Source organism: Modicisalibacter sp. 'Wilcox', from assembly GCF_010993675.1.
Taxonomy (GTDB): domain Bacteria; phylum Pseudomonadota; class Gammaproteobacteria; order Pseudomonadales; family Halomonadaceae; genus Modicisalibacter; species Modicisalibacter tunisiensis.
Genome location: NZ_WNXF01000006.1, coordinates 183,465 through 206,175 on the forward strand (window position 1 = coordinate 183,465; position 22,711 = coordinate 206,175).

24 protein-coding genes and 5 tRNA genes are annotated in these 22,711 nt (G+C 67.3%); 22 read left to right on the forward strand and 7 right to left on the reverse strand.

Annotated features, from left to right (window positions below; genetic code table 11):
* Positions 1 to 34: 34 nt before the first annotated feature.
* The gene (locus tag G7A98_RS07885; RefSeq protein WP_240464702.1) at positions 35 to 775 is read right to left on the reverse strand and encodes a ComF family protein; all 741 of its coding nucleotides are present in this window, start codon (positions 773 to 775) and stop codon (positions 35 to 37) included.
* 53 nt (positions 776 to 828) lie between these two features.
* Between G7A98_RS07885 and bioB the strand changes: the two genes are divergently transcribed.
* The 7 genes from bioB to G7A98_RS07920 all read left to right on the forward strand — a co-directional run bounded on the left by bioB (position 829) and on the right by G7A98_RS07920 (position 6,823).
* Entirely contained in the window at positions 829 to 1,884 is a 1,056-nt protein-coding gene (gene bioB, locus G7A98_RS07890) for a biotin synthase BioB (RefSeq protein ID WP_163649111.1), read from the forward strand.
* A gap of 1 nt (position 1,885) precedes the next feature.
* Positions 1,886 to 3,052: an 8-amino-7-oxononanoate synthase gene (locus tag G7A98_RS07895; protein ID WP_163649112.1), complete on the forward strand. Its 1,167-nt coding sequence runs from the start codon at positions 1,886 to 1,888 to the stop codon at positions 3,050 to 3,052.
* Positions 3,049 to 3,771 (forward strand): alpha/beta fold hydrolase, encoded by a 723-nt coding sequence (locus G7A98_RS07900; protein WP_163649113.1) that lies wholly within the window; start codon positions 3,049 to 3,051, stop codon positions 3,769 to 3,771. The genes G7A98_RS07895 and G7A98_RS07900 overlap by 4 nt, the downstream gene beginning before the upstream one ends.
* The gene (locus G7A98_RS07905; RefSeq protein ID WP_163649114.1) at positions 3,768 to 4,580 is read left to right on the forward strand and encodes a methyltransferase domain-containing protein; all 813 of its coding nucleotides are present in this window, start codon (positions 3,768 to 3,770) and stop codon (positions 4,578 to 4,580) included. The genes G7A98_RS07900 and G7A98_RS07905 overlap by 4 nt, the downstream gene beginning before the upstream one ends.
* Positions 4,577 to 5,266: a dethiobiotin synthase gene (gene bioD, locus G7A98_RS07910; protein WP_163649115.1), complete on the forward strand. Its 690-nt coding sequence runs from the start codon at positions 4,577 to 4,579 to the stop codon at positions 5,264 to 5,266. Before G7A98_RS07905 ends, bioD begins: the two co-directional genes overlap by 4 nt.
* Before the next feature lie 42 nt (positions 5,267 to 5,308).
* A tRNA-Leu gene (locus tag G7A98_RS07915) sits at positions 5,309 to 5,393 on the forward strand.
* A gap of 662 nt (positions 5,394 to 6,055) precedes the next feature.
* On the forward strand, positions 6,056 to 6,823 hold the full coding sequence (locus tag G7A98_RS07920; RefSeq protein WP_163649116.1) for a Crp/Fnr family transcriptional regulator: 768 nt from the start codon (positions 6,056 to 6,058) through the stop codon (positions 6,821 to 6,823).
* 999 nt (positions 6,824 to 7,822) lie between these two features.
* Here the strand turns inward: G7A98_RS07920 and G7A98_RS07925 are convergent.
* Together G7A98_RS07925 and G7A98_RS07930 are read right to left on the reverse strand one after the other, a co-directional pair.
* Entirely contained in the window at positions 7,823 to 8,080 is a 258-nt protein-coding gene (locus tag G7A98_RS07925) for a hypothetical protein (RefSeq protein ID WP_163649117.1), read from the reverse strand.
* Positions 8,081 to 8,315: 235 nt separating this feature from the next.
* Positions 8,316 to 8,391, reverse strand: a tRNA-Ala gene (locus tag G7A98_RS07930).
* A gap of 201 nt (positions 8,392 to 8,592) precedes the next feature.
* Here G7A98_RS07930 and uvrY point away from each other — a divergent pair.
* From uvrY to nadB, 8 genes are all read left to right on the forward strand, one after another.
* Positions 8,593 to 9,240: a UvrY/SirA/GacA family response regulator transcription factor gene (gene uvrY, locus G7A98_RS07935; RefSeq protein ID WP_163649118.1), complete on the forward strand. Its 648-nt coding sequence runs from the start codon at positions 8,593 to 8,595 to the stop codon at positions 9,238 to 9,240.
* A gap of 63 nt (positions 9,241 to 9,303) precedes the next feature.
* Entirely contained in the window at positions 9,304 to 11,118 is a 1,815-nt protein-coding gene (gene uvrC / locus G7A98_RS07940) for an excinuclease ABC subunit UvrC (protein WP_163649119.1), read from the forward strand.
* A 61-nt stretch (positions 11,119 to 11,179) separates the two neighbouring features.
* Positions 11,180 to 11,728: a CDP-diacylglycerol--glycerol-3-phosphate 3-phosphatidyltransferase gene (pgsA, locus tag G7A98_RS07945; RefSeq protein WP_163649120.1), complete on the forward strand. Its 549-nt coding sequence runs from the start codon at positions 11,180 to 11,182 to the stop codon at positions 11,726 to 11,728.
* A 57-nt stretch (positions 11,729 to 11,785) separates the two neighbouring features.
* Positions 11,786 to 11,860: transfer RNA gene (locus tag G7A98_RS07950), tRNA-Gly, on the forward strand.
* Positions 11,861 to 11,976: 116 nt separating this feature from the next.
* Positions 11,977 to 12,050: transfer RNA gene (locus tag G7A98_RS07955), tRNA-Cys, on the forward strand.
* Between the two features lie 42 nt (positions 12,051 to 12,092).
* A tRNA-Leu gene (locus G7A98_RS07960) sits at positions 12,093 to 12,179 on the forward strand.
* A gap of 125 nt (positions 12,180 to 12,304) precedes the next feature.
* A complete protein-coding gene (locus tag G7A98_RS07965; RefSeq protein WP_163649121.1) occupies positions 12,305 to 13,471 on the forward strand; it encodes an FUSC family protein in 1,167 nt (388 codons plus the stop codon).
* Positions 13,458 to 15,035 (forward strand): L-aspartate oxidase, encoded by a 1,578-nt coding sequence (gene nadB, locus G7A98_RS07970; RefSeq protein ID WP_163649122.1) that lies wholly within the window; start codon positions 13,458 to 13,460, stop codon positions 15,033 to 15,035. Before G7A98_RS07965 ends, nadB begins: the two co-directional genes overlap by 14 nt.
* Here nadB and G7A98_RS07975 read toward each other — a convergent pair.
* Positions 15,012 to 15,407 carry a hypothetical protein gene (locus tag G7A98_RS07975; protein WP_163649123.1) on the reverse strand — a complete coding sequence of 132 codons (396 nt, stop codon included), beginning with the start codon at positions 15,405 to 15,407 and terminating at the stop codon, positions 15,012 to 15,014. The genes nadB and G7A98_RS07975 overlap by 24 nt on opposite strands.
* Positions 15,367 to 15,594, reverse strand: a complete 228-nt coding sequence (locus tag G7A98_RS16700; RefSeq protein WP_240464706.1) for a succinate dehydrogenase assembly factor 2 — start codon at positions 15,592 to 15,594, stop codon at positions 15,367 to 15,369. The genes G7A98_RS07975 and G7A98_RS16700 overlap by 41 nt, the downstream gene beginning before the upstream one ends.
* A 230-nt stretch (positions 15,595 to 15,824) precedes the next feature.
* On the opposite strand from G7A98_RS16700, the gene G7A98_RS07985 reads away from it, so the two are divergent.
* The 3 genes from G7A98_RS07985 to lapB are packed head-to-tail and all read left to right on the forward strand — an operon-like array spanning position 15,825 to position 17,664.
* The gene (locus G7A98_RS07985; RefSeq protein ID WP_276207485.1) at positions 15,825 to 16,136 is read left to right on the forward strand and encodes an integration host factor subunit beta; all 312 of its coding nucleotides are present in this window, start codon (positions 15,825 to 15,827) and stop codon (positions 16,134 to 16,136) included.
* 37 nt (positions 16,137 to 16,173) lie between these two features.
* The gene (locus G7A98_RS07990; protein WP_163649126.1) at positions 16,174 to 16,479 is read left to right on the forward strand and encodes a LapA family protein; all 306 of its coding nucleotides are present in this window, start codon (positions 16,174 to 16,176) and stop codon (positions 16,477 to 16,479) included.
* Positions 16,480 to 17,664, forward strand: coding sequence for a lipopolysaccharide assembly protein LapB (gene lapB / locus G7A98_RS07995; protein ID WP_163649127.1), 1,185 nt, complete (start codon positions 16,480 to 16,482; stop codon positions 17,662 to 17,664). It begins immediately after the preceding gene.
* A gap of 3 nt (positions 17,665 to 17,667) precedes the next feature.
* On the opposite strand, the gene pyrF is transcribed toward lapB, so the two are convergent.
* Complete coding sequence (pyrF, locus tag G7A98_RS08000) at positions 17,668 to 18,372, reverse strand: orotidine-5'-phosphate decarboxylase (RefSeq protein ID WP_163649128.1); 705 nt, start codon at positions 18,370 to 18,372, stop codon at positions 17,668 to 17,670.
* A 221-nt stretch (positions 18,373 to 18,593) separates the two neighbouring features.
* On the opposite strand from pyrF, the gene G7A98_RS08005 reads away from it, so the two are divergent.
* Positions 18,594 to 18,863, forward strand: coding sequence for a ComEA family DNA-binding protein (locus tag G7A98_RS08005; protein WP_163649129.1), 270 nt, complete (start codon positions 18,594 to 18,596; stop codon positions 18,861 to 18,863).
* A 121-nt stretch (positions 18,864 to 18,984) separates the two neighbouring features.
* Here the strand turns inward: G7A98_RS08005 and G7A98_RS08010 are convergent, their stop codons facing one another.
* Positions 18,985 to 19,746 carry an SDR family oxidoreductase gene (locus G7A98_RS08010; protein WP_163649130.1) on the reverse strand — a complete coding sequence of 254 codons (762 nt, stop codon included), beginning with the start codon at positions 19,744 to 19,746 and terminating at the stop codon, positions 18,985 to 18,987.
* 171 nt (positions 19,747 to 19,917) lie between these two features.
* Here G7A98_RS08010 and G7A98_RS08015 point away from each other — a divergent pair, with 171 nt between their 5' ends.
* From G7A98_RS08015 to groL, 3 genes are all read left to right on the forward strand, one after another.
* Positions 19,918 to 20,421 carry an FxsA family protein gene (locus G7A98_RS08015; protein WP_163649131.1) on the forward strand — a complete coding sequence of 168 codons (504 nt, stop codon included), beginning with the start codon at positions 19,918 to 19,920 and terminating at the stop codon, positions 20,419 to 20,421.
* A 183-nt stretch (positions 20,422 to 20,604) separates the two neighbouring features.
* Positions 20,605 to 20,898: a co-chaperone GroES gene (locus G7A98_RS08020; protein ID WP_163649132.1), complete on the forward strand. Its 294-nt coding sequence runs from the start codon at positions 20,605 to 20,607 to the stop codon at positions 20,896 to 20,898.
* Positions 20,899 to 20,967: 69 nt separating this feature from the next.
* On the forward strand, positions 20,968 to 22,608 hold the full coding sequence (gene groL, locus G7A98_RS08025; protein ID WP_163649133.1) for a chaperonin GroEL: 1,641 nt from the start codon (positions 20,968 to 20,970) through the stop codon (positions 22,606 to 22,608).
* The last annotated feature ends 103 nt before the right edge of the window (positions 22,609 to 22,711 follow it).

Genomic DNA, 22,711 nt, shown 5'->3' on the forward strand with positions numbered 1-22,711 from the left:
TGAGGGGCATGCTAGCAGACCGGACACCGGCTCGTTAGCGCCCACCCGCCAGCGGGGTGCGCGCCGCCGCCCAGGCCTCCACGTGCTGGGCCCCCGCCTCGCGGCAGACCTCGGCCAGCGCACCCAGCGAGGCGCCGGTGGTCATCACGTCGTCGACCAGCGCCACCCGGGCCGGCAGCTCGCGCCCGACGACGAAGGCATCGCGCAGATTGCGCCGCCGCGCGCGTCGGTCGAGCCCGCGCTGGGTCGGGGTATCGCGCCGCCGCTGAGGGGTATACCACGGCAGGCCCAGCGTCCGCGCCAGGCGCGCGGTCAGCCACGGCCCGGTATCCAGCCCCGCCTCGCGGGCCCGCCGCCGGTGCCGCGGCAGGGCGATCAGCAGCTCGGGGCGCTCGGCCGCGTCCAGCGTCGCCAGCTCCCGGGCCATCAATGCCACCAGCAGGGTGCCGGCCCGCGGGTCGGCGGCGAACTTGAAGCGCTGCAACAGGGCGGCGACCTCCGACTCGTAGCGCAGCCCCACCCGCGCGCCGTCGAAGGCCGGCGGCGAACTCAGGCAGCGCCCGCACCAGTCCGGCGCACCGGGCGGCAAGGGCTCGGCGCAGCGCCGGCAGGCAGGCCGATTCCACGGCAGCGCCGCCAGGCAGGCCTCGCACCAGGGTGCCTGCGGCGGGCAGGGCCCCAGGCAGAAGGCGCAGCCGCCGGGCAGCGTCGTGCGCAGCCCGCGGTCAACCCTCGCCGAAAACGAGGTTGACAGGCGGCGCGCTCGCCCTATCATCACAGTCAACTTATGCAAAGACACCATGTTAACCACAGGAAGCCGAACCTGACATGAGCGTACCGTCCTCCCCGACTCCACGTCACGACTGGCGGCTCGACGAGATCGAGGCCCTGTTCGCCCTGCCCTTCAACGATCTGCTGTTCCACGCCCAGCAGGTGCATCGGGCGCATTTCGACGCCAATGCCGTGCAGGTCTCGACACTGCTGTCGATCAAGACCGGCGCCTGCCCCGAGGACTGCAAGTACTGCCCGCAGTCCGGCCACTACAACACCGGGCTCGGCAAGGAAAAACTGCTCGAGATCGAGAAGGTGGTGGAGCAGGCCCGGGCCGCCCGTGACGCCGGGGCCAGCCGATTCTGCATGGGCGCGGCCTGGCGCAGCCCCCGGGAGCGCGATCTGGACGTGGTGCTGGAAATGGTCCGTCGGGTCAAGGCGCTGGGGCTCGAGACCTGCATGACGCTGGGCATGCTCGACGATGCCCAGGCCGCCCGGCTGGCCGAGGCGGGTCTCGACTACTACAACCACAATCTCGACACCTCGCCGGACTACTACGGCGAGATCATCACCACCCGCACCTACGCCGACCGTCTCGATACCCTGGCCCATGTGCGCGACGCCGGCATGAAGATCTGCAGCGGCGGTATCCTCGGCATGGGGGAAGCGCCTCGCGATCGCGCCGGCCTGCTCCAGCAGCTCGCCAATCTCGACCCGCACCCCGAATCGGTGCCCATCAACCAGCTGGTCAAGGTGCCCGGCACACCGCTGGAGAACGCCGACGACCTGGACCCGTTCGACTTCGTGCGTGCCATCGCGGTGGCGCGCCTCCTGATGCCGCGGAGCCACGTGCGCTTGTCCGCGGGCCGCGAACAGATGGACGACGCCACCCAGGCCCTGGCCTTCCTGGCGGGCGCCAACTCGATCTTCTACGGCGACCGGCTGCTGACCACCGAGAACCCGGAGGCCGACCGCGACCACCGGCTGTTCGAGCGCCTGGGCCTGCACCCGGAAACCCGTGACATCACCGACGATGCCGAGCACGGCGCCGTGGCCGCCGCACGCCCGGCGCCATCCGCCCTCTACTACGACGCGGCGGCCCGGAGCGCCTGAGATGTGGCGCGAGACCCTCGCCCATCGACTCGAGACGCGGCGCGCCAAGTCGCTGTGGCGCGATCGGGCACTGTACCGCCCCGCGGGTGACGCCGGCCTGATCGGGAGCGGGCGCCGCCTGCACGACTTCGCCGGCAACGACTACCTCGGCCTGGCCCGCGACCCGCGCCTCGCCGAGGCTCAGGCCGAGGGCGCACACCGCCACGGCAGCGGTGGCCGCGCCTCGCACCTGGTGTGCGGCCACCTGCCGCCCCATCATGCCCTCGAGGAACGCCTCGCCGCGCTGACCGGGCGCCCCCGGGCGCTGCTGTTCTCGACCGGCTACATGGCCAACCTGGCCGTGCTGCAGGTGCTCGGCGACGGGGCCCGCGTCTTCCAGGACCGCCTCAACCACGCCTCGCTGCTGGACGGCGCGGCCCTCGCCGGCGCGCGCTCGCGGCGCTTCCATCATGCGGACCTCGCCGATCTGGAACGCCTGCTGGCGCGTGCCCCGGCCGATTCACCCCGCCTGATCGTCAGCGACGGGGTCTTCAGCATGGATGGCGACGTGGCCGATATCGGTGGGCTCGCCGACGTCGCTCGCCGCCACGAAGCCGCGCTGGTGATCGACGACGCCCACGGCATCGGCGTGCTCGGCGAGCACGGCGATGGCAGCGTGGGGTGCCGACACCCTGTCGATGCGGTGCCGGTGCTGGTCGGCACCCTGGGCAAGGCGCTGGGCAGCGCCGGGGCCTTCGTGGCCGGCGACGACCTGCTGATCGACGCCCTGACCCAGCTCGCCCGCCCCTACATCTATACCACCGCCCAGCCACCGGGCGTGGCCTGCGCCACCCTGCGGGCCCTCGACATCCTCGCGGCGGAGCCCGAGCGGCGCCGCCACCTGCAGGCCCTGATCACTCACTGGCAGACCCGGGGCGCCGCACTCGGCCTGCCGCTGCTGCCCTCGGCCACGCCCATTCAGCCGGTACGGCTCGGCGACAGCACGCGCACCCTGCACTGGGCCCGGCGGCTGCACGAACAGGGCTTTCTGGTCGGCGCGATCCGCCCGCCCACCGTGCCCCGTGGCCAGGCCCGGCTGCGCATCACCCTCAGCGCCGCCCATGACCGCGCCACCCTGGATGAGCTGCTCGACCGCCTGGCCGCGCTCGCCGCCGAGGAGGCGTCATGAAGCTGGTGCTGCTTTCCGGCTGGGGAATCGATGCGCGCATCTGGCAGCCGCTGGCCCCGTACTGGCCCGACGGGATCGAGGTCATCACGCCGGACTGGCCCGGCTACCGCGCCAGCCCGGGGCTCGAGCGGGCGAATGACCTCGCGGCGCTGGCCGAGGCGATGCGCGGGACGCGGCCGGCGGAGGCCGTCTGGGTCGGCTGGTCGCTCGGCGCCCTGCTCGCCGCCGCCCTGCTCGACCACCTGCCGACCCCGCGCGGGCTGATTCGGCTGGGCATGGCCGAGCGTTTCACCGACGCCCCCGGCTGCCGGGTGTCCGTCGCCGAGCTGCGCGCCTTCCGGCGTGCCTTCCGGCGCGATCCCGAGGCCATCCGGCAAGGCTTTCTGGCGCGCCAGCTGGGTGGCGAGGCGCAACCCGACCAAGCGCTCCAGGCCCTGACGCGACTGATCGGCCCCCGCCCCCCGGCGGACACCGCGACCCTCGACGCCGGCCTTGCCTGGCTGGCCACCCTGGAGACGACGGGGCCGCTCGCACGCAGCGGCTGCCCAAACGCTACGCTGATCGGCGAGCACGATCCGCTGTTCGATGCCGCGGCCCTGAGCGAGGCCGAGGTGCTGCCCGGTACCGGCCACTGCCCGCAGCTCGCCGTGCCCGAGCGCCTGGCCCGCACGCTCGTCGCCACCGCCCGCGCCCTGCTTGCCACGGGGGCCACCGCATGACCGCCGCACTCACCGACACGCCGAACACCGCGCATGACCGGGACTGGCGGCGACGCGTCGCCCGTGCCTTCGGCCGTGCCGCCCCCCACTATACCCGCCGTGCCCTTGCCCAGGCCCAGCTCGGCGAGCATCTCTGGCAGCGCCTGCCGAGCACAGCCTCGCGCATCGTCGATCTCGGTTGCGGCCCCGGCGACTGGACGCAGCGCCTGACGGCCCGTTACGGCCGCCCGGCACTGGGCATCGACCTGGCCTTCGGCATGCTCGCCGAGGCTCGCCACCGTCATGCCCGCGACGCGCACTGGCTGTGCGCCGATGCCACCCGCCTGCCGCTGGCCGATGGTGCCCTCGACCTGGTGTTCTCCAACCTGGCCATCCAGTGGTGCCGGAACCTCCCGGCCCTGTTCGCCGAGCTGCATCGCGTGCTGGCCCCGGGCGGCGTGGCGCTGATCAACACCCTGGGGCCGGGCACGCTGGCGGAGGTTGCCGATGCCTGGTCGCACCCCGACCGCCGCGCCGCCGTGGAGCCCTTCGTTTCCGCCGCCTGCTACCGGGCGCTGATCCGCCGTGCCGGCCTGCACGGTCATCTCACACCCCGGGTGGCGCGCTTTCACTACCCGGACCTGGACGCGGTCATGGCCTCGATCAAGGGCGTCGGCGCCCAGGTGGCCCGTCCCGGCGCGCGCCTCGGCCGCGCCGACCTGGTCCGCGCCCGGGCCCGCTTCGAGCGTCACCGCGAGGCCGCCGGGCTGCCGGTGACCTACCACTGCCTCACCCTCGAACTCACCCAGCCGCCACGGAACACCCCATGAGCCTGCATTTCGTCACCGGAACCGACACCGACACCGGCAAGACCCTGGTCAGCGCCGGCCTGCTGGCCCGCGCCCGTGCGCAGGGGCTGACCACCCGCGGCATCAAGCCCGTGGCCTCGGGCAGCGTGCGCACGGCTCAGGGGTTGCGCAATCGCGACGCCCTGTGGCTGCAACGCTACAGCGCGCCCGCCGTCGACTACAGCGAGGTCAACCCGATCGCCCTGGAGCCGGCCGTGGCGCCGCACCTGGCCGCCCGCGAGGCGGGCATGACGCTGGAGGCATCCCGCCTGATCGCCCACATCCGGCAATTGCAGGCATCACCGCGCCAGTTCGGCCTGGTCGAGGGCGCCGGCGGCTGGCGGGTGCCGCTCAACCGGCAGGAAGACCTCGGCGAGATCGCCCGAGTGCTCGCGTTGCCGGTGATCCTGGTCGTCGGCCTGCGCCTGGGCTGCATCAACCATGCGCGCCTGAGCGCCGAGGCGATTCGTGCCGACGGCCTGCGCCTGGCCGGCTGGGTGGGCAACCACATCGATCCCGAGTACGCGGAAACCGAGGACACCCTGGCGATGCTCGCCCATCACCTGGACGCCCCCTGCCTGGGGCACGTGCCCTGGATCGACGCCGCCGAGGAGCACGGGCCGGAGGTTGCCGCCCGCTACCTGCGCCTGCCCGGCGAGGCACATTGACTCGACGTCGGACATCCGTACAATACGGGCGTCTTTCCCCCTGCGGATGTGGTGGAATTGGTAGACACGCTAGATTTAGGTTCTAGTGCCGAGAGGCGTGGGAGTTCGAGTCTCCCCATCCGCACCACTGATCTGACTGCAGGCCGCATTCCCAGGCCATTCGCTCCCGCAGATCCTGTAAACTTCAGTCCCCGTCGAGTCCCCGCGTTTTGCTCGAACACGCGAGAATGCTCGCGTGACGCGGACGCATTCACACGATGGGGGGGGTCGGTGGTCCCGAGCCCCAGGCCAAACCGAGGCCCCGGGCCCATCCGGCGCCGCTTCAGCGTCTTCCTCGAGCGCATCGTTCTCGAACTACAGGGCATCTCGGCGCCGTGCGCACCGCACGCCGAGGTGGACGGCACGAGGGGATGAACTGCTGGTGACAAAGGCTCGCCAGCCCCTCAGAGAGAAGGCCCGCCCTCTTCCAGGCACGGGCCTTCAATCGCTGCGTTTCCTTGCTAGCTCACCACGAGCTTCCTGCTCGTGCCTCCCTGGCGATTCGGGCTTCCTCTTTCCGTTCTTCCCTGTCAGGCATCCATGCCTGAAGCCGCGTTACGCGCCTTTTTCTCCGCGCAAAGACAACATGGGTTATCAGTAGCGGGGAATAGGCAATTTGGGTTGATGGGTTTGCCTTTGACTCATTTGGGGTTCAAGGTAAGGAAACAGTTTCACTACCTGGCATCGCGACTCAAAGCCTCTGCCCCTTCACTATCCCGCACACCGTGGCCCCACGGAATGGAGGCCCACATGGCAACAGCTCCCCAAGAGGTCTGTGTCACAGACAACCTCATGCACTTCCTCGAGCTATCCGAGACCGACAAGCGCCTGCTGGCCACTTTGGAGCAGACACCCCAGCCGGTTGCCAAGGGCCAACAACTCTGGAAAGCCTCGGAGCGACCTGACACCCTGTACACCCTGCGCCGCGGCTGGGCCTACAGCATGCACCGGTCCGAGAGTGGCGAGGAGCAAGTACTGGATATCTTCCTCCCCGGCGACTTGATGGGGATTCGCGAACTCACCTTCCCAGCACACTCGACCGACGTCGTCATGCTGACCTCTGGGGTCGTCTGCCCCTTCCCCGCCGAGCGCTTGCTCGACATCTACCAGCGCTCCCCTTCACTGACCCTGGCCATCCATGCCGCTGCCGCCCGGCAGCAGGTCATCATCAGCAAACGGCTGGTCAACATTCTCCGCCACGATGCCAGGGCAAAAATCGCTCACTTCGTACTCGAGCTGTACTATCGCCTTAAGCGCGTGGACGAATCTGTTCACAGGAACTTCGCCGTGCCGCTACTTCAGAGTGACTTTGGCAAGCTACTTGGCATGACCAAGGTGCATGTCAGTCGGACCCTGAGCGAAATGGAAAACCAGGGCCTGTTGCGCAAGACCCGAAAGGACATTCAGATCCTGGATCTCGACCGGCTGCTGGAGATCTCCGCCTTCGACCCTATGAAGCTGACCGACCAGCTTAACCCCACCCTGACGGCTGCCCTCCCCAGTCCGGGGCCGTCCTGATCGATCACCGGGCAAAACAAAGCCCGGCCAAGAGGCCGGGCCAATAGTTTACGTTCCTGGACAACTTCCACCAGCACCCTCGCCAGTGCTTCCCCTGGTCAATGCTCCCTGGATGTCCCATCCCTGGATGCCATGCCTGATACAAGACTAGCCGGGAAATGGCACGAGCACATTGACCCGATTTAACGCTCGTATGGGCAAGACTGAGGGAAAGAGCATGCTTGAATGAAAAACCCCCTCCTCAAGGGAGGGGGGATCCCAGCGGGACAAGGGGATGAGCCTCCTCAAGATAGCGGGAGACAAAGCGCATGAGGTTACAAAACGCTTTCCGGCAGTGTTGCTTTGTTACCCATCCCTTCAGCCCCTCCACTACGCAGCTTCAACGGCGACACGTCGTCATCGACAGGGCCCCATGGCCCAGGTGGCATCAGTCGGGCTGCAAGTAGACAAAGCCCCACGGAGGACGTGGGGCGAAAAAAGGAGAAACGGGCTGGAATAACCACATCGTTCAGGTTGACCCTTGGACGGGCAGCGCAAAGTAGCCGTGACGATGTCCATCATGTAAATGCTCACCAACATAAGCATTAGCGTCTTACGCCGGATTGATAGTCCTTCGCCCTCGTTCTTCGGCGAACCGACGCGCTTGCTCACCGCCCAAATGGTCAATGCATCGACGGGCAGGTGATGGACGATATGACGGATCGACTCGCGGTCGGGTCAGCTCGCGCTCGCTCAGCGGCACACCGAGACCCCGGGCGAGCCTGGAAGGGGAGCTGTAGAGCGCGAAGCGACCGCACATGAGAGCAGGCCTCAACCGTCGTCGATGGCACGGGGGCGTTCCTATCCCCAATATCGTGCGCCTTGCGCATGAATACCAAGTCCATGTCACCCCGGGCGGCAGCCCGCGAGGGTGACATGGCGGTCGGCTTTCGTTCGACGCGAAGACGAAGCCGTCCCTCCCGGCGGAAGTGACTGAGAGGCCGTGGCCGGCCAGATCGATCAGGCGCTCAGGCGCCGTTCGGGCTCGGTGAGCACTTCCTTGAGATGAGCAAGATCCTCCGCCGTGCTGGCTTCGGTGAACCGGGCCAGCACACGTTCCGCCTCCTGATGGATGGCGTCACGGATATAGTCGTCGTAGAGGGTGACGAAACCGTCACAGCCGCGACAGTACAATTCGTCCGTCGGGCCGGGATTCCCCTTCCAGAAATTGGTTTCACTGCAATGGGGGCATGTGACTTGGCGACTGCGATTGAACATATGGCCTCCTGCCAGATGACACCTTCGGCCCCGTCGAGGGCTGAAGGGCGAATGACGATCGATTCCGTTGATCGTCGACTCTCACAGGATAGTGATTTTTCGCTCTCATACAAGAGTGGTACAAGGGGCAACCGGCCCGCTTCCCGACCGGCCCGGCTGCGCCAAGCAGAGGGAGGGCCTATACAGAAAAGCCGCCCGCTCCAGGCAAGGAGCGGGCGGCTTTTCGTAAATTCGTTGGTGGAGCCTAGCGGGATCGAACCGCTGACCTCAACACTGCCAGTGTTGCGCTCTCCCAGCTGAGCTAAGGCCCCATCGTTGTTGCGCTTCGGGTGCTTCAACCTGCACCTGCCGTGCGACAACGGGGCGTATCTTACGAACATCGAGCGATGCCGTCAAGCGATTTCACGGACTCGAATCGCTAGCATCCAAACATTAGTTCCCAGTAAACTGAGAGCCACGCAATGGCGACGCCAAGCTCGCCCCGTCCTTGCCGAGGGATGTCAGGAGCACACTTGATCAGGGTTCTAGTTGCAGACGACCATCACCTGGTTCGCACCAGTATCGCCCACATGCTCGATGCCGAAGACGGCCTGAGTGTCATCGGCGAAGCCGCGGATGGCGAGGACGCCATCAGCCAGGCGCGCCGGCTGCGCCCGGACATCGTGCTGATGGACATCCGCATGCCGGGCATCGGCGGCCTGGAGGCCACCCGGAAGATCGCCCGCGGCATGTCCGACATCAAGGTGATCGTGTTGACCGCCTACCTCGAGGACACCTTCGCCCAGCGGCTGCTGGAGGCCGGCGCCAGCGGCTTCATCAGCAAGGGCACGGAACTCGAGGAAATGGTGCGCGCGATTCACGGCGTGCAGGCCGGGCAGCGTTACATCAGTTCGGAAATCGCCCAGCGCCTGGTGCTCGCCCGGCTCGACAATCAGGAGAACCCCTTCGACCAGCTGTCGAGCCGCGAGCTGCAGGTGGCCATGATGATCGTCAACTGCCACAAGGTCAGCGACATTTCCGACAGCCTCTTCCTGAGCCCCAAGACGGTCAACACCTACCGCTATCGGATCTTCGAGAAGCTCGGCGTGCACTCCGATGTGGAGCTGACCCACCTGGGCCTGCGCTTCGGCCTGATCGACGGTTACCAGCTGCCCGACTGATCCTCCGGCTCGGGCCGAGTCTGTTATCCTCGAGGCTTTCCGTCATCGGTGAAGCGAGCCGGCATGAGTTTCGACGCCAAGCACTTTCTGAAGACCGTCAGTGAATCGCCGGGGATCTACCGCATGCTCGACGCGGAGCGCAACGTGCTCTACGTCGGCAAGGCCAAGCGGCTCAAGGCGCGTCTGGCGAGCTACTTTCGCGGCGCACTCAACGCCAAGACCCAGGCCCTGGTGGCACGCATCGCCGACATTCAGGTCACCATCACCCGCAGCGAGACCGAGGCCCTGCTGCTCGAGCAGACGCTGATCAAGGAGCTGCGCCCGCCCTACAACATCCTGCTGCGCGACGACAAGTCCTACCCCTACGTCTTCGCCAGCGATCGCCACCCCTTCCCGGCGCTGGAGTTCAAGCGGGCACGCCAGAAGCGCAACGATGGCCGCTACCTGGGGCCCTTCCCCAGCTCGACGGCGGTGCGCGAGAGCCTGGCGCTGATGCAGAAGATCTTCCGCATCCGCAACTGCGAGGACAGCGTCTTCGCCCACCGCGACCGCCCCTGCCTGCAGTACCAGATTCATCGCTGCAGTGCGCCCTGCGTCGACTACATCAGCGAAAGCGGCTATCGCCGCGACCTGGAAAACGCCATCCTGTGCCTCGAGGGCAAGAGCGAGCAGGTCACGCAGCAGCTGACCCGCGACATGGAAGAAGCCAGCCGCACGCTGGACTTCGAGGAAGCGGCCCGCCTGCGCGACCAGATCCAGCAGCTGCGACGCCTGCAGGAACGCCAGATCGTCGACACCGGCAGCGGCGACGCCGATATCTTCGCCCTCGCCCAGCGCCCGGGGGGACTGTGCATCAGCGTCCTCACGGTGCGCCAGGGGCGGGTGCTCGGCGCCCGCCACCATGCGCCGGACAACGGCCTGGATCTCGCCGAGGAAGCCCTGCTCGGCGAATTCGTCAGCCAGTACTATCTCGGCCAGGGCCGCGACCTGCCACGGGAGGTGCTCACCAGCCACCCGCTGCCGGATGCCGAACTGCTGCAGTCGGCGCTCGCCCGGCAGGCCGGCCGGCAGGTCCGCCTCGCCCATCAGGTCCGCGGCCATCGCGCCCAGTGGCTGCAGCTGGCCCGCACCAATGCCGAACAGCACCTGGCCACCGAACTGGCCAACCGCACCCAGCTCACCCGTCGCTTCGAGTCCCTGCAGGACGCCCTGACGATGGATGCCCTCCCCGAGCGCATCGAGTGCTTCGACATCAGCCACAGCCACGGCGAGGCCACCGTGGCGTCCTGCGTGGTGTTCGATCGCGACGGCCCGGTCAAGTCGGATTACCGGCGCTTCAACATCGAGGGCGTGGCCGCCGGCGACGATTACGCGGCCATGCGCCAGGCGCTGGAGCGCCGCTTCAAGCGGCTGCGCAAGGGAGAAGGCAAGTCACCCGACATCCTGCTGGTGGATGGCGGCAAGGGGCAGCTCAACATGGCTCGCGAGGTGTTCGAGACCCTCGGGGTAGTCGGGGTACGCCTGATCGGCGTCGCCAAGGGCACCACCCGCAAGCCGGGGCTCGAGACCCTGTTCCTGGAAACCGTCGATCACACCCTGACACTGGAAGGCAACGCCCCGGCGCTGCATCTGATCCAGCACGTCCGCGACGAGGCGCACCGCTTCGCCATCACCGGCCACCGCCAGCGTCGCGACAAGGCGCGCCGCACCTCGACCCTGCAGGACATTCCCGGCGTCGGCCCCAAGCGCCGCCGTGAACTGCTGCGCTTCTTCGGCGGCCTGCAGGGGGTGCGCCAGGCGACCCGCGAGGAGCTCGCCCGGGTCCCGGGCATCAGCGCGCAGCTGGCCACGGCGATTCATCAGGCGCTGCATGGATGAAGCCACGGCCGACGGTTACAATGAAGCCCTCCAGTTACCGGCAAGGGATCTCGGCGTAGCGATGAACATACCCAATCTTCTCACCCTGGCGCGAATCGTGTTCATCCCCCTGCTGGTGATCCTGTTCTACCTGCCCTTCGCCTGGAGCTACACGGTCACCGCCGCGCTCTTCGCCCTGGCGGCGGTGACCGACTGGCTGGACGGTTTTCTCGCCCGGCGCTGGGACCAGAGCACGCCGTTCGGCGCCTTCCTGGACCCGGTGGCGGACAAGGTCATGGTGGCCGTGGCCCTGGCGCTGCTGATCGAGCGCTTCGACAGCGTCCTGCTGACCCTGCCCGCCCTGGTGATCATCGGCCGCGAGATCGTCATCTCCGCGCTGCGGGAATGGATGGCCGAGATGGGCAAGCGGGCCAGCGTGGCCGTCTCCTGGATCGGCAAGATCAAGACCACCCTGCAGATGGTCGCGCTGCTGCTGCTGCTGGCCACGCCTCCCGGCACCGGGATCGCCGATATCGGCACGGTCACGCTGTACCTGGCCGCCCTGCTCACGCTGTGGTCGATGCTGCAATACCTGCGCGCCGCCTGGCCGGAACTCACTCGTTCACTGTAGCGGGCAATAATCGTTTGACAGTCACGCACTTATCCGTATAATTCGCTCTCGAGTCAAGCGGGAATAGCTCAGTGGTAGAGCATCGCCTTGCCAAGGCGAGGGTCGCGAGTTCGAATCTCGTTTCCCGCTCCAGATTCCCACCCCGGTGGGAGAGTGGAATGACGCAGGTCGCGAGCCGGAACGCCGGCCCGATCGATCTCGTTTCCCGCTCCATTTCTTGCTTCGGCAAGAGACGACGCGACTCATGAGGCTGGATGGCAGAGTGGTTATGCAGCGGACTGCAACTCCGTGTACGCCGGTTCGATTCCGACTCCAGCCTCCATTTCCCCCTTCCCATCACCGGCAATTCGAATCCGCTTGTCACGCCCGGATGGCGAAATTGGTAGACGCAAGGGACTTAAAATCCCTCGGTGGCAACACCGTGCCGGTTCGAGCCCGGCTCCGGGCACCAGGCCTGTCAGTGACCGACTTGCCCGAGGCGCCCCGCTCCTGCAAGCCGTCGATCTCCGGCTCGACCCCAGACCTGTCCCGCATCGCCCTTGGCCCGTCGAGCACGCTTCACCCAGGGAGTGAGCCATGATGGCGCTGCGCCTTCGCGACCCCTACTTCAACTATCATCATCGCCATCGCCTGCACGTGCTGCGCACCAGCCTGGCGCTGGTCGTCACCTATGCGCTCATCGAGGGCCTGCAACTGCCCCACGGCAGCTGGGCGCTGGTCAGCGCCCTGATGGTCATGGGCAACCTGCCGCATATCGGCGGCGTGCTGGACAAGGGGCTGCAGCGCCTGCTCGGCACCCTGCTCGGCGCTGTCTGGGGCATCACGCTCATCCTGATCCCCGACCCGCCGCCCGGGGTGATTCCCGCCTGGACCCTGATCGGCATCGCCGTCGCCACCCACGCCACCTTCGCCACCCGCTACGGCTACAGCGCCCTGATGTTCGGCATCACCCTGCTGCTGGTGGTCGGCAACGGCGAGCACGAGCTGAGCGTCGGCCTGTGGCGGGCGGCCAATGTGCTGCTGGGCACGCTGATCGGCATCGTCATCACCCTGACGGTGCTGCCCCAGAAGGCCACCGACGTCTTCCGCTTCCTGCTGGCCGACAACCTCGACAAGCTGGCCCGCCTCTACCATGCCCACACCGCCAGCGCCGCCGCCATCGATGTCGACACCCGCGAACTGCTCAAGACGACCACGGCACAGCTGGTCAAGCAGCGTGGCCTGGTCGACGCCATTCACCGCGAACGCCGGTTGCGTCGCGACGCCCTGGAGGCGATTCTGGCGCTGGAGCGCCGCGTGCTCTCCACGGCCGAGCTGCTGCTGGAAACCCACTGGACAACGCGGGAGGGGCACGAGCGTATCGATGCCATGCATGGCCTTCGCGAGGAACAGCACCATCTGGCCCGCACGATGGGCACCCTGGCCTTCCAGATCCGCACCGGGCAGCCCATCGAGCTGCAGGTGCCCCGCTTCGACCTGGATCGCTACGCCCCCCAGGCGATCGCCGCACGCGGCGTCGACGGACGCATGCTCTTCAGTCCCAGCGGCTACCTGTGGCTCAATCGCGAACTGGCCCGGCTCACGCAGGAGCTCAGCCATCACCTGGCCGGCCTGCCCCGGCTGCCCAGCCAGCGCCTGCGCCGCCGTGCCAGCCGGCATACCCTGATCAGCGATGCACGGCGCCTGGCCACCGGTTCGGATCTCGACAATGGAAAAAGGAAGGAGCCCAATGACGCGCAGTGAGCATGACGTCCTCGTGATCGGCGGTGGCGCCGCCGGCCTGACCCTGGCCCTCGAGCTGGCCGGGCACCGCCACGTCACGCTGCTGCGCCCGGCCGGCGACGATATCGGCGCCAGCCGCTGGGCCCAGGGCGGTATCGCCGCCGTGCTCGATCCCCGCGACGCCGTGGACGACCATGTGCAGGACACCCTGATCGCCGGTGACGGCCTGTGCGACGAACGCGCCGTGCGCTTCACGGTGACCCACAGTACGGCGGCCATCGAGTGGCTGGTGGCGATGGGCGTGCCCTTCACGCCGGACACCTCGCCGCAGGCTCCCTACCCCTTCCACCTGACCCGCGAGGGCGGGCACGGAACGCGACGCATCATCCATGCCGCCGACGCCACCGGTCAGGCACTGGTGCAGACCCTGCTGGCGCGGGTCGCCGACGACCCGCGCATTCGCCTGCTCGACGACCGTCAGGCCCTGGAGCTGGTCGCCGACGACCGCGGCGCCTGCCGGGGCGCCCTGTGCCTGACGGCCGAGGACGACCACGAGCTGCTTGTCGCCCGCGACGTCGTGCTGGCCACCGGTGGCGCCAGCGGCCTGTTCCGGCATACCACCAGCCCGGCACCGACCTGCGGCGAAGGCATGGCCATGGCCGCCCGGCTCGGCGCGACCCTCGCCAACCTGGAATTCCAGCAGTTCCACCCCACCTGCCTGTACGACCCGCAGGGCGAGGCCTTCCTGATCAGCGAGGCGGTACGCGGCGAGGGCGGACGCCTGCGCGACATCCACGGCCGGGCCTTCATGGTGGACTACGACGCCCGCGCCGAACTCGCGCCCCGCGACATCGTCGCCCGGGCCATCCACGCGGAAATGCAGCGCACCCGCGCCAGCCACGTGCTGCTCGACATCACCCACCTGCCCGCGGAACGCATCGCCCACCACTTCCCGACCATCCTCGCCCACTGCCGCGCCCGGGGGCTGGACATCACCCGTGAGCCGATCCCCGTGGTACCGGCCGCCCATTACAGCTGCGGCGGCGTGGCCACCGACCTCGACGGCGCCAGCGACGTGCCCCATCTCTACGCGATCGGCGAGGTCGCCTGCACCGGGCTGCACGGCGCCAACCGCATGGCCAGCAACTCACTGCTGGAATGCCTAGTCTTCGCCCGCGCGGCCGCCGCGGCCCTGCGCCGCGCGGACGCCACGCCGCGGCGGGAACCGGTCGTGCCGCGCTGGCAGGCCCTGCCCCCCCTGCCGGACGAGCAGGCCGACGAGGGACTCATGGCACTGCGCGAGATCATGAGCGAGGCCGCCGGCATCGTGCGCAGCGACGCCGGGCTTGCAGCGGGCAGCGCCGCTGTCGACGCGCTGGAAAAGCAATACGCGCCACTCTGGCAGGACCGCCCGCCGAGTGTCGCCGCCACCCGGCTGCAGCAGGCCCTGAGCCTGGCCGCGCTGCTGCTGGAGGCGGCCCGGCAGCGGCGCGAATCCCGCGGGCTGCATTACAACCGGGACTGTCCGGCCCACCTGCCGGGGCCGGCCCGGCCATCCCGTTCACGCCTGATCCGGCGCCCATAGCAGCAAGCGCCGCAGCTGCCAGCGCTGGCGCGCGTCGGTGCTGTCGGGCCAGACCCAGCAGCGGCGCCCGCCGATGCGCACCCCCAGCAGCCAGGGCCCGAGATAGAAGCTCGCCACCCGCACGGTTTCCCAGTGTCCGGCCCGGTATTGCTGCCAGCCACGCCCCGGGCCCGGCACCCAGCGCAACTGCCGGGCGTCCGCGCGGCGCCATTCGAGCCACAGGCCCGCAGCCAGGCCCGGCGCCGCCAGCAACGCCAGCCAGGGTGGCCCATAGCAGGCCGCCAGCGTCACCACAGCGCCGGCCAGCACGGCCGCCAGCAGCCGCGACAGCCTAGAGGGTGCGATACTGATCGTTACCGGTTGTTTCCGCATACTCGACGATCATCTTGACGACACGCCGCAGCGCCGGCTCCTCGGGCCACTCTCGACGCATCAGCCACACGAACAGGTCCTGGTCCTCGCACTCGATCAGGGCCTGGTAGGCCTGCTGGTCCGCCGCCTCCAGCGCGGCGTAGCGATGCTCGAGGAACGGCAGCAGCAGCAGGTCCAGCTCCCACATGCCGCGCCGTGAGTGCCAGTAGAGACGTTTCAGCGTGGACGCTTCACTCACCGGGAAAACCTCGCTTTGACAGGGTGGAATGTCCGGGCAGTATACCCGAGGCGGTGCACGGACGACATGCGCCGGGGCCGCCGGAACGGCGCGGCCTGACATGGCTAGTGCGTTGTTTTCTCACGACTTGCCGAGTATGCTGACAAAAACAAAAAGACACGCCCGCAGGCGGGTCAGCCGTGTGGAGACGACCGATGACCAAATCAGAATTGATCGAGCAGATCGCCATGCGACAGCCGGAGCTGTCGATCAAGGAAGTCGAAGCCGCCGTACGGATCATCCTCGACGACATCACCACTGCCCTGGCCGATGGCGGACGGGTCGAGATCCGCGGCTTCGGCAGCTTCTCGCTTCACTACCGTGAACCCCGCATCGGCCGCAATCCCAAGACCGGCGACCCGGTCGATTTGGATGGCAAGTTCGTGCCACACTTCAAGCCGGGCAAGGAGCTGCGCGAGCAGGTCGACGCCAGTCGAGCCCTGGGCTACTAGCCGCTCTGCCCGAGAGATCGTCACAAAGGAAACCACTATGCGTTGGCTAAAAGGCCTGCTGCTCGCAATCATACTGCTGGTCGTTCTGCTTCTCGGCATTCTCTTCGCCGTCAACAACCAGCAGGCGGTCCCCCTGAACCTCATCTGGGTCGAACTCCCCGCCGCGTCCCTCTCGCTGTGGCTGCTGGTCGCCCTGGCCTGCGGCGTGATTCTCGGCATGCTGGCCATGACCGGCGTCTACCTGCGCCTGCGCACCCTGCTGACCCGTGCCCAGCGTCACAACCAGCAGCAACGCAAGGAACTCGATCGCCTGCGCATCCAGGAGTTCAAGGAAATCCCCTAAATGCCCGATCTGATGCTGCTGGCCTTGTTGTTGGCGGCAATTGCCATCGGCTGGTGGCTGGGACGCCGTGAGCAGGGACGCTCGACATCCGCTTCGCATCCGACGAACCGCCTGTCGCGGGACTATTTCGTGGGCCTCAACTACCTGCTCAACGAGCAGCCCGACCAGGCCATCGAGACCTTCGTCCAGGCGCTGGAAGTCAACAGCGACACCATCGAGACGCATATCGCCCTCGGCAACCTGTTTCGCCTGCGCGGTGAAGCCGACCGGGCGGTCAAGATCCATCAGAACCTGCTGGCCCGCCCCGCCCTGACGGCCGGGCAGAGCGACCAGGTGCAGATCGAACTGTCCCGCGACTTCCTTCACCTCGGCGTGCTCGATCGCGCCGAGCGACTGCTGCAGCCGCTGGCGCGGGAGTGCCCCGACGAGACTCGCCGCCAGACCGCCAAGCGCCTGCTGGTCGACCTCTACGAACGCGAGCGGGAATGGCACAAGGCCCTGGAGACCGCTCACCCGCAGCTGACCCGCCAGGATGCGGCAACACGCCGAGCCGCCGCCCACTGGCTCTGCGAACTGGCCGAGCAGGACATGCACTCCGCCAGCCCGGCGCTGGCCCGCAAGAAGCTGCGCCAGGCCCTGAGCATCGACGACCAGTGCGTGCGCGCCAACTGGCTGCTGGCCACCCTGGAGCGCGACACCGGCCACTACAAGCAGCAGATTCGCCTGCTGCAGCGGCTCGCCGAACAGGATCGCGACTTCATCCCCATCATTCTCGAACCGACGCGCGACGCCTACCTGAAGCTGGAGGACGAGGACGGCCTGGAGCGCTGCCTCAAGCAGTGGATCGAACGCGCCCCGCACATCAGCACCATCATCATGCTGGCCCGCCAGATCGAGCAGCACGACGGCCTCGAGGCCGCCGCGCGCTACGTCAGCGAGCAGCTGGCACGGACCCCCAGCCTGCGGGGGCTGGACTATCTGATGAGCCTCTACCTCGACACCCCCGAGCCCGACCAGCGTCAGCCCGTCACCCTGCTCAAGCAGCACACCGCCAAGCTGCTCGAGGCCCGGCCACGCTTTCGCTGCCATCGCTGCGGCTTCGCCGGCGGCCAGCTGCACTGGCAGTGCCCGCGCTGCCGCCAGTGGGGCACCACCAAGCCGATCACCGGGCTGGAGGGCGAGTGATATTCAGCGTCCGGCCAGCTCGTCCTCGATCGCCGCCAGCGCCGCCATCGGCTCCCGCGCCTGGGTGACCGGGCGCCCCACCACCAGATGCGTGCTGCCTGCCGCCATCGCCCGGGCCGGGGTCAGCACGCGCCGCTGATCGTCGGCGGCCGCGGCGGCCGGACGGATCCCCGGGGTCACCTTCAGGAACGCCTCGCCGCAACTCGCGGTGATCGCCGCCGCCTCCCGGGCCGAGCAGACCACGCCGTCCATGCCGCTGTCCCGGGACAAGCGGGCCAGGCGCTCGACCTGCTCCGCCGGCTCGCTATCGACCCCCACCTCGACCAGATCCTGGCGCTCCATGCTGGTCAGCACCGTTACCGCGATCAGATGGGTCGACAGGCCATGCGCATCGAGACGTTCGCGCGCCGCCGTCATCATCCGCCGCCCGCCCGAGGCATGCAGGTTGACCATCCAGACGCCCTGCTCGGCCGCGGCCTGCACGGCACCGGCCACGGTATTGGGAATGTCGTGGAACTTGAGATCCAGAAACACCTCGAACCCCCGGCCATGCAACGCCTCCAGCACGGCGGGCCCGCTGCGCGTGAACAGCTCCTTGCCTACCTTGAGCCGGCAGCGTCGGGGGTCAAGCTGGTCGGCCATGCACAGGGCCGCGTCCAATGAAGCGTAATCCAGGGCGATAATCAGCGGGGAATGAGTGGCTGCCATGAGGACTCCAGCATGGATGAGATGAGGGATGAATGGCGCGCAGTATATCAGCCTTGCCGGGTTGGTCGGATCCAGGCCGGATCAGCATTCGCTTACGCTTATATAAGAGATATCTTACAAGAAGGTCAGCCATGTCGACTGACGTCGCGCTCTACTTTTACTTAGCGTTGAAATCACTGGTACGGCCGTGCCAGTTCGCCAGACGACAACAAGGAGGCCCCATGAAACGCTATCTACCGTCCCTGCTGCTCGCCCTTGCCCTGGGCATCGGTGCCACCGCAGCCCAGGCCCAGGAACCCGCCAGGCTCGACATCAACAGCGCCACGGCCGAGCAGCTGGCCACCCTGCCCGGCATCGGCGAAGTCCGTGCCCGGGCGATCGTCGAGGATCGCAAGGCCCACGGCGACTACACGTCCGCCCAGGACCTGACACGCATCGACGGCATCGGCGAGGCCACGGCCGAGGGCCTCAAGGATCGCCTCGCCTTCTGATGAGCCAGCCGAGCGCCCTGCACCTGCATACATAAAGAGGGCGTGGCCCGGCGGCCACGCCCTCTTTTCCCTGCCTCGTCGAGCGCCCCTCCCACCGGTTCGGCGGAAGGGGTACGGCAACTTACAGCCGCAGGGCGCCATCGCACTCCAGAACACGCCCGCTGAAGTAGGCGTTCTCGAAGATGTAGCGCACGCTGTCGGCGATATCCTCCGGCTGCCCCAGATGCCCCAGCGGCACACCCTTGGTGATCTTCTCGAGCATGTCGGGGCGCATCGAGGCGGTCATTTCGGTCTCGATGAAGCCCGGGGCCACGGCGCCGACGCGAATACCGTGCCGGGCCAGCTCCTTCGCCCAGGTCACGGTCAGCGCCGCCACACCGGCCTTGGTGGCGGCATAGTTGCTCTGGCCCATGTTGCCGGCCCGCGAGATGCTCGAGATGTTGACGATGACTCCCTTGTGGCCGGCCTCGATCATCTGGCTGGCCGCCTCGCGCCCGCACAGGAAGACCCCGGTCAGGTTGACGTCGAGGACCTGCTGCCACTGCGCCAGCGACATGGTCTTCTCGACCTTGCCCTCCTTGGCCTTGACCAGCAGCCCATCCCGCGTGATGCCCGCATTGTTGACCAGCCCCGAGACCGGCCCCAGGCGTTCGGCGATGGCGGCGAACGTCTCGGTCACCGAGCCCTCGTCGGCGACGTCGGTCACGAAGGGCTCGGCATGGATCCCGCTTTCCTTCAGGCCATCGACGGCCGACTGCAGCGACTCCGCCTCGCGGTCCAGCAGGGCCAGGCGCGCGCCGTGCGACCCCAGCATCCTCGCCATGGCCAGACCCAGGCCCCGCGCCCCGCCAGTAATGGCAATAACGGCACCGTCCAGTTGCATGTTGACTCCTCCCTACTCCAGCCAGTTTTGTGCACTGCAATATAACTCCAAGATAGCATGACGGCACGTCAAGGACCATGACACCATGGCCTGAGTCCACCGCGCCGGGCGGGCACTTGCAATCGGCGCCGACGCCTCCATCTTAAGGGCATCCATTGTTCTGGAGCGCTTATGCCGGTTCTGCTCTTCTTTACTCTGTTCGCCCTGCTCGACTTCGTCATCCTGTTCAGCGTCGGCGCCAAGATCGGCCTGCTGACCACCCTGCTGCTGGTGCTGGGCACCGGCTTCCTGGGCCTGCACCTGATCAAGCGTGAAGGCGTCGCGACCCTGCGCCGCGCCCAGGAACGCTTCGCCCGGGGCGAGATTCCCTCGGAGGAGCTGATGACCGGCGCCGCCCTGATCTTCGGCGGCGCCCTGCTCATGGCTCCGGGCTTTCTCTCGGACACGCTGGGCTTTCTCTGCCTGCTGCCCGGCACGCGCCGCTGGCTGGGTCATCTACTGCAGCGCCTGCCCGCGCACATGCGCGGTTTCAGCGTCTATACCTACCGCAGCGGCGACGCCGGCTGGCAGGAAAGTGCCCGCCACGACACGGACGCCGAGCGCCGCCATACCCGCCATGGCGAGGGCGAGCCCCTGGAAGGCGACTTCATCGCCAAGGACGAGCCCCGACAGTGAATTTTTTTCATTCCGGCCCCTTGAAAGCCCTCCCGGCGGCCCCATCAAGGGAACAGCCAACGAGCTTCGGCCTTCGTCAGTCGCGCAGGCCTTTGACACCGGGGGGCTTTTGCCCTCCGCCCGTGAGCCTTGCTCAACAGGGAAATGCATTCTAGTCATGCAACCATCAGGAGAACGTGAGCAATGAACATCCGTCCCTTGCACGATCGCGTCGTCGTCCGTCGCGTCGAAGAAGAACAGAAAACCGCTGGCGGAATCGTGCTTCCGGGCAACGCCCAGGAAAAGCCGACTCGTGGCGAGATCCTCGCCGTCGGTAATGGCCGGATTCTCGACAGCGGCGAAGTGCGCCCGCTGGACGTCAAGGTGGGCGACACCGTGATCTTCAAGGAAGGCTTCGGCGTCGAAAAGCAGAAGATCGACGGTGAAGAAGTCCTGATCATGAGTGAGTCGGACATCCTGGCCGTCGTCGAAGGGTAAGTCGCGGGTTTCTCCGCTCTCTTTTCACGTCAATCTCGTTCATCGCACTGACAGCAGGAAGTAACGAAAATGGCAGCGAAACAGATCAAGTTCTCAGACGACGCTCGCAAGCGCATGGCGCGTGGTGTCAACGTCCTCGCCGACGCCGTCAAGGCCACCCTGGGGCCGAAGGGCCGCAACGTGGTGCTGGAAAAGTCCTTCGGTGCGCCCACCGTCACCAAGGACGGGGTCTCCGTCGCCAAGGAAATCGAACTCAAGGACAAGTTCGAGAACATGGGCGCCCAGATGGTCAAGGAAGTCGCGTCCAAGACCTCCGACGTGGCCGGTGACGGCACCACCACCGCCACCGTGCTGGCCCAGTCCATCGTCAACGAAGGCCTGAAGGGCGTGACCGCGGGCATGAACCCGATGGACCTCAAGCGCGGCATCGACCACGCCGTCAACGCCGCCGTCAAGGAAATCGAGCAGCTGGCCGTGCCCTGCACCGATTCCAAGGCCATCGCCCAGGTCGGCACCATCTCCGCCAACGGCGACTCTCGCATCGGCCAGATCATCGCCGAGGCGATGGAGAAGGTCGGCAAGGAAGGCGTCATCACCGTCGATGAAGGCCGCGGCTTCGAGGACGAGCTGGAAGTCGTCGAGGGCATGCAGTTCGATCGCGGCTACCTGTCGCCCTACTTCGTGACCAACCAGGAGACCATGGCGGTCGAGCTGGAAGACCCGCTCCTGCTGCTGGTCGACAAGAAGATCTCCAACATCCGCGAACTGCTGCCGGTACTCGAGAGCGTCGCCAAGGCCGGCAAGCCGCTGGTGATCATCGCCGAGGACATCGAAGGCGAAGCGCTGGCGACCCTGGTCGTCAACAACATGCGCGGCATCGTCAAGGTCGCCGCCGCCAAGGCGCCCGGCTTCGGTGACCGTCGCAAGGCCATGCTGCAGGACATCGCCATCCTCACCGGCGGTACCGTGATCTCCGAGGAAGTCGGTCTGACCCTCGAGCAGGCCAACCTGGATCACCTGGGCAGCGCCAAGCGCGTCACCATGTCCAAGGAAAACACCACCATCATCGATGGTTCCGGCTCCGAGGGTGACATCGAGGCCCGCGTCAGCCAGATCCGCGCGCAGATCGAGGAAACCTCCTCCGACTACGACCGCGAGAAGCTGCAGGAGCGTGTCGCCAAGCTGGCCGGCGGTGTCGCCGTGATCCGCGTCGGTGCCGCCACCGAAGTGGAGATGAAGGAGAAGAAGGCCCGCGTCGAGGACGCCCTGCACTCCACGCGTGCCGCCGTCGAGGAAGGCGTCGTGCCCGGGGGCGGTACCGCCCTGGTGCGCATCCTGACCAAGATTGCTGGCCTCAAGGGTGACAACGAAGACCAGACCCACGGTGTCGCCATCGCCGTTCGCGCCATGGAAGCACCGCTGCGTCAGATCGTCACCAACGCCGGCGAGGAGGCCTCCGTCATCCTCAACCGCGTCAAGGACGGCGAAGGCAACTTCGGCTACAACGCCCAGACCGGCGAGTACGGCGACCTGTTCGAGATGGGTGTCCTCGATCCGGCCAAGGTCACGCGCTCTGCGCTGCAGTCCGCCGCTTCCGTGGCCGGCCTGATGATCACCACCGAAGCGATGATCGCCGACGACCCGGAAGAGAAGGACGCCGGCGGTGCCCCCGACATGGGCGGCATGGGTGGCATGGGCGGCATGATGTAAACTGCCGACCACCCCTAGCATCCTTTTGAAATCAATGCCTTACATGACAATGTAGGCATGGATGTAGGAAGGAATGTAGGAAGATTGTAGGAAGGTCTGGCGA

Bases quoted from the DNA above. Each gene is read 5' to 3' on its own strand.
- G7A98_RS07885 (WP_240464702.1), bottom strand. From the start codon at position 775: ATGATAGGGCGAGCGCGCCGCCTGTCAACCTCGTTTTCGGCGAGGGTT.
- bioB (WP_163649111.1), top strand. From the start codon at position 829: ATGAGCGTACCGTCCTCCCCGACTCCACGTCACGACTGGCGGCTCGAC.
- G7A98_RS07895 (WP_163649112.1), top strand. From the start codon at position 1,886: ATGTGGCGCGAGACCCTCGCCCATCGACTCGAGACGCGGCGCGCCAAG.
- G7A98_RS07900 (WP_163649113.1), top strand. From the start codon at position 3,049: ATGAAGCTGGTGCTGCTTTCCGGCTGGGGAATCGATGCGCGCATCTGG.
- G7A98_RS07905 (WP_163649114.1), top strand. From the start codon at position 3,768: ATGACCGCCGCACTCACCGACACGCCGAACACCGCGCATGACCGGGAC.
- bioD (WP_163649115.1), top strand. From the start codon at position 4,577: ATGAGCCTGCATTTCGTCACCGGAACCGACACCGACACCGGCAAGACC.
- G7A98_RS07920 (WP_163649116.1), top strand. From the start codon at position 6,056: ATGGCAACAGCTCCCCAAGAGGTCTGTGTCACAGACAACCTCATGCAC.
- G7A98_RS07925 (WP_163649117.1), bottom strand. From the start codon at position 8,080: ATGTTCAATCGCAGTCGCCAAGTCACATGCCCCCATTGCAGTGAAACC.
- uvrC (WP_163649119.1), top strand. From the start codon at position 9,304: ATGAGTTTCGACGCCAAGCACTTTCTGAAGACCGTCAGTGAATCGCCG.
- pgsA (WP_163649120.1), top strand. From the start codon at position 11,180: ATGAACATACCCAATCTTCTCACCCTGGCGCGAATCGTGTTCATCCCC.
- G7A98_RS07965 (WP_163649121.1), top strand. From the start codon at position 12,305: ATGATGGCGCTGCGCCTTCGCGACCCCTACTTCAACTATCATCATCGC.
- nadB (WP_163649122.1), top strand. From the start codon at position 13,458: ATGACGCGCAGTGAGCATGACGTCCTCGTGATCGGCGGTGGCGCCGCC.
- G7A98_RS07975 (WP_163649123.1), bottom strand. From the start codon at position 15,407: ATGCGGAAACAACCGGTAACGATCAGTATCGCACCCTCTAGGCTGTCG.
- G7A98_RS16700 (WP_240464706.1), bottom strand. From the start codon at position 15,594: ATGTGGGAGCTGGACCTGCTGCTGCTGCCGTTCCTCGAGCATCGCTAC.
- G7A98_RS07990 (WP_163649126.1), top strand. From the start codon at position 16,174: ATGCGTTGGCTAAAAGGCCTGCTGCTCGCAATCATACTGCTGGTCGTT.
- lapB (WP_163649127.1), top strand. From the start codon at position 16,480: ATGCCCGATCTGATGCTGCTGGCCTTGTTGTTGGCGGCAATTGCCATC.
- pyrF (WP_163649128.1), bottom strand. From the start codon at position 18,372: ATGGCAGCCACTCATTCCCCGCTGATTATCGCCCTGGATTACGCTTCA.
- G7A98_RS08005 (WP_163649129.1), top strand. From the start codon at position 18,594: ATGAAACGCTATCTACCGTCCCTGCTGCTCGCCCTTGCCCTGGGCATC.
- G7A98_RS08010 (WP_163649130.1), bottom strand. From the start codon at position 19,746: ATGCAACTGGACGGTGCCGTTATTGCCATTACTGGCGGGGCGCGGGGC.
- G7A98_RS08015 (WP_163649131.1), top strand. From the start codon at position 19,918: ATGCCGGTTCTGCTCTTCTTTACTCTGTTCGCCCTGCTCGACTTCGTC.
- G7A98_RS08020 (WP_163649132.1), top strand. From the start codon at position 20,605: ATGAACATCCGTCCCTTGCACGATCGCGTCGTCGTCCGTCGCGTCGAA.
- groL (WP_163649133.1), top strand. From the start codon at position 20,968: ATGGCAGCGAAACAGATCAAGTTCTCAGACGACGCTCGCAAGCGCATG.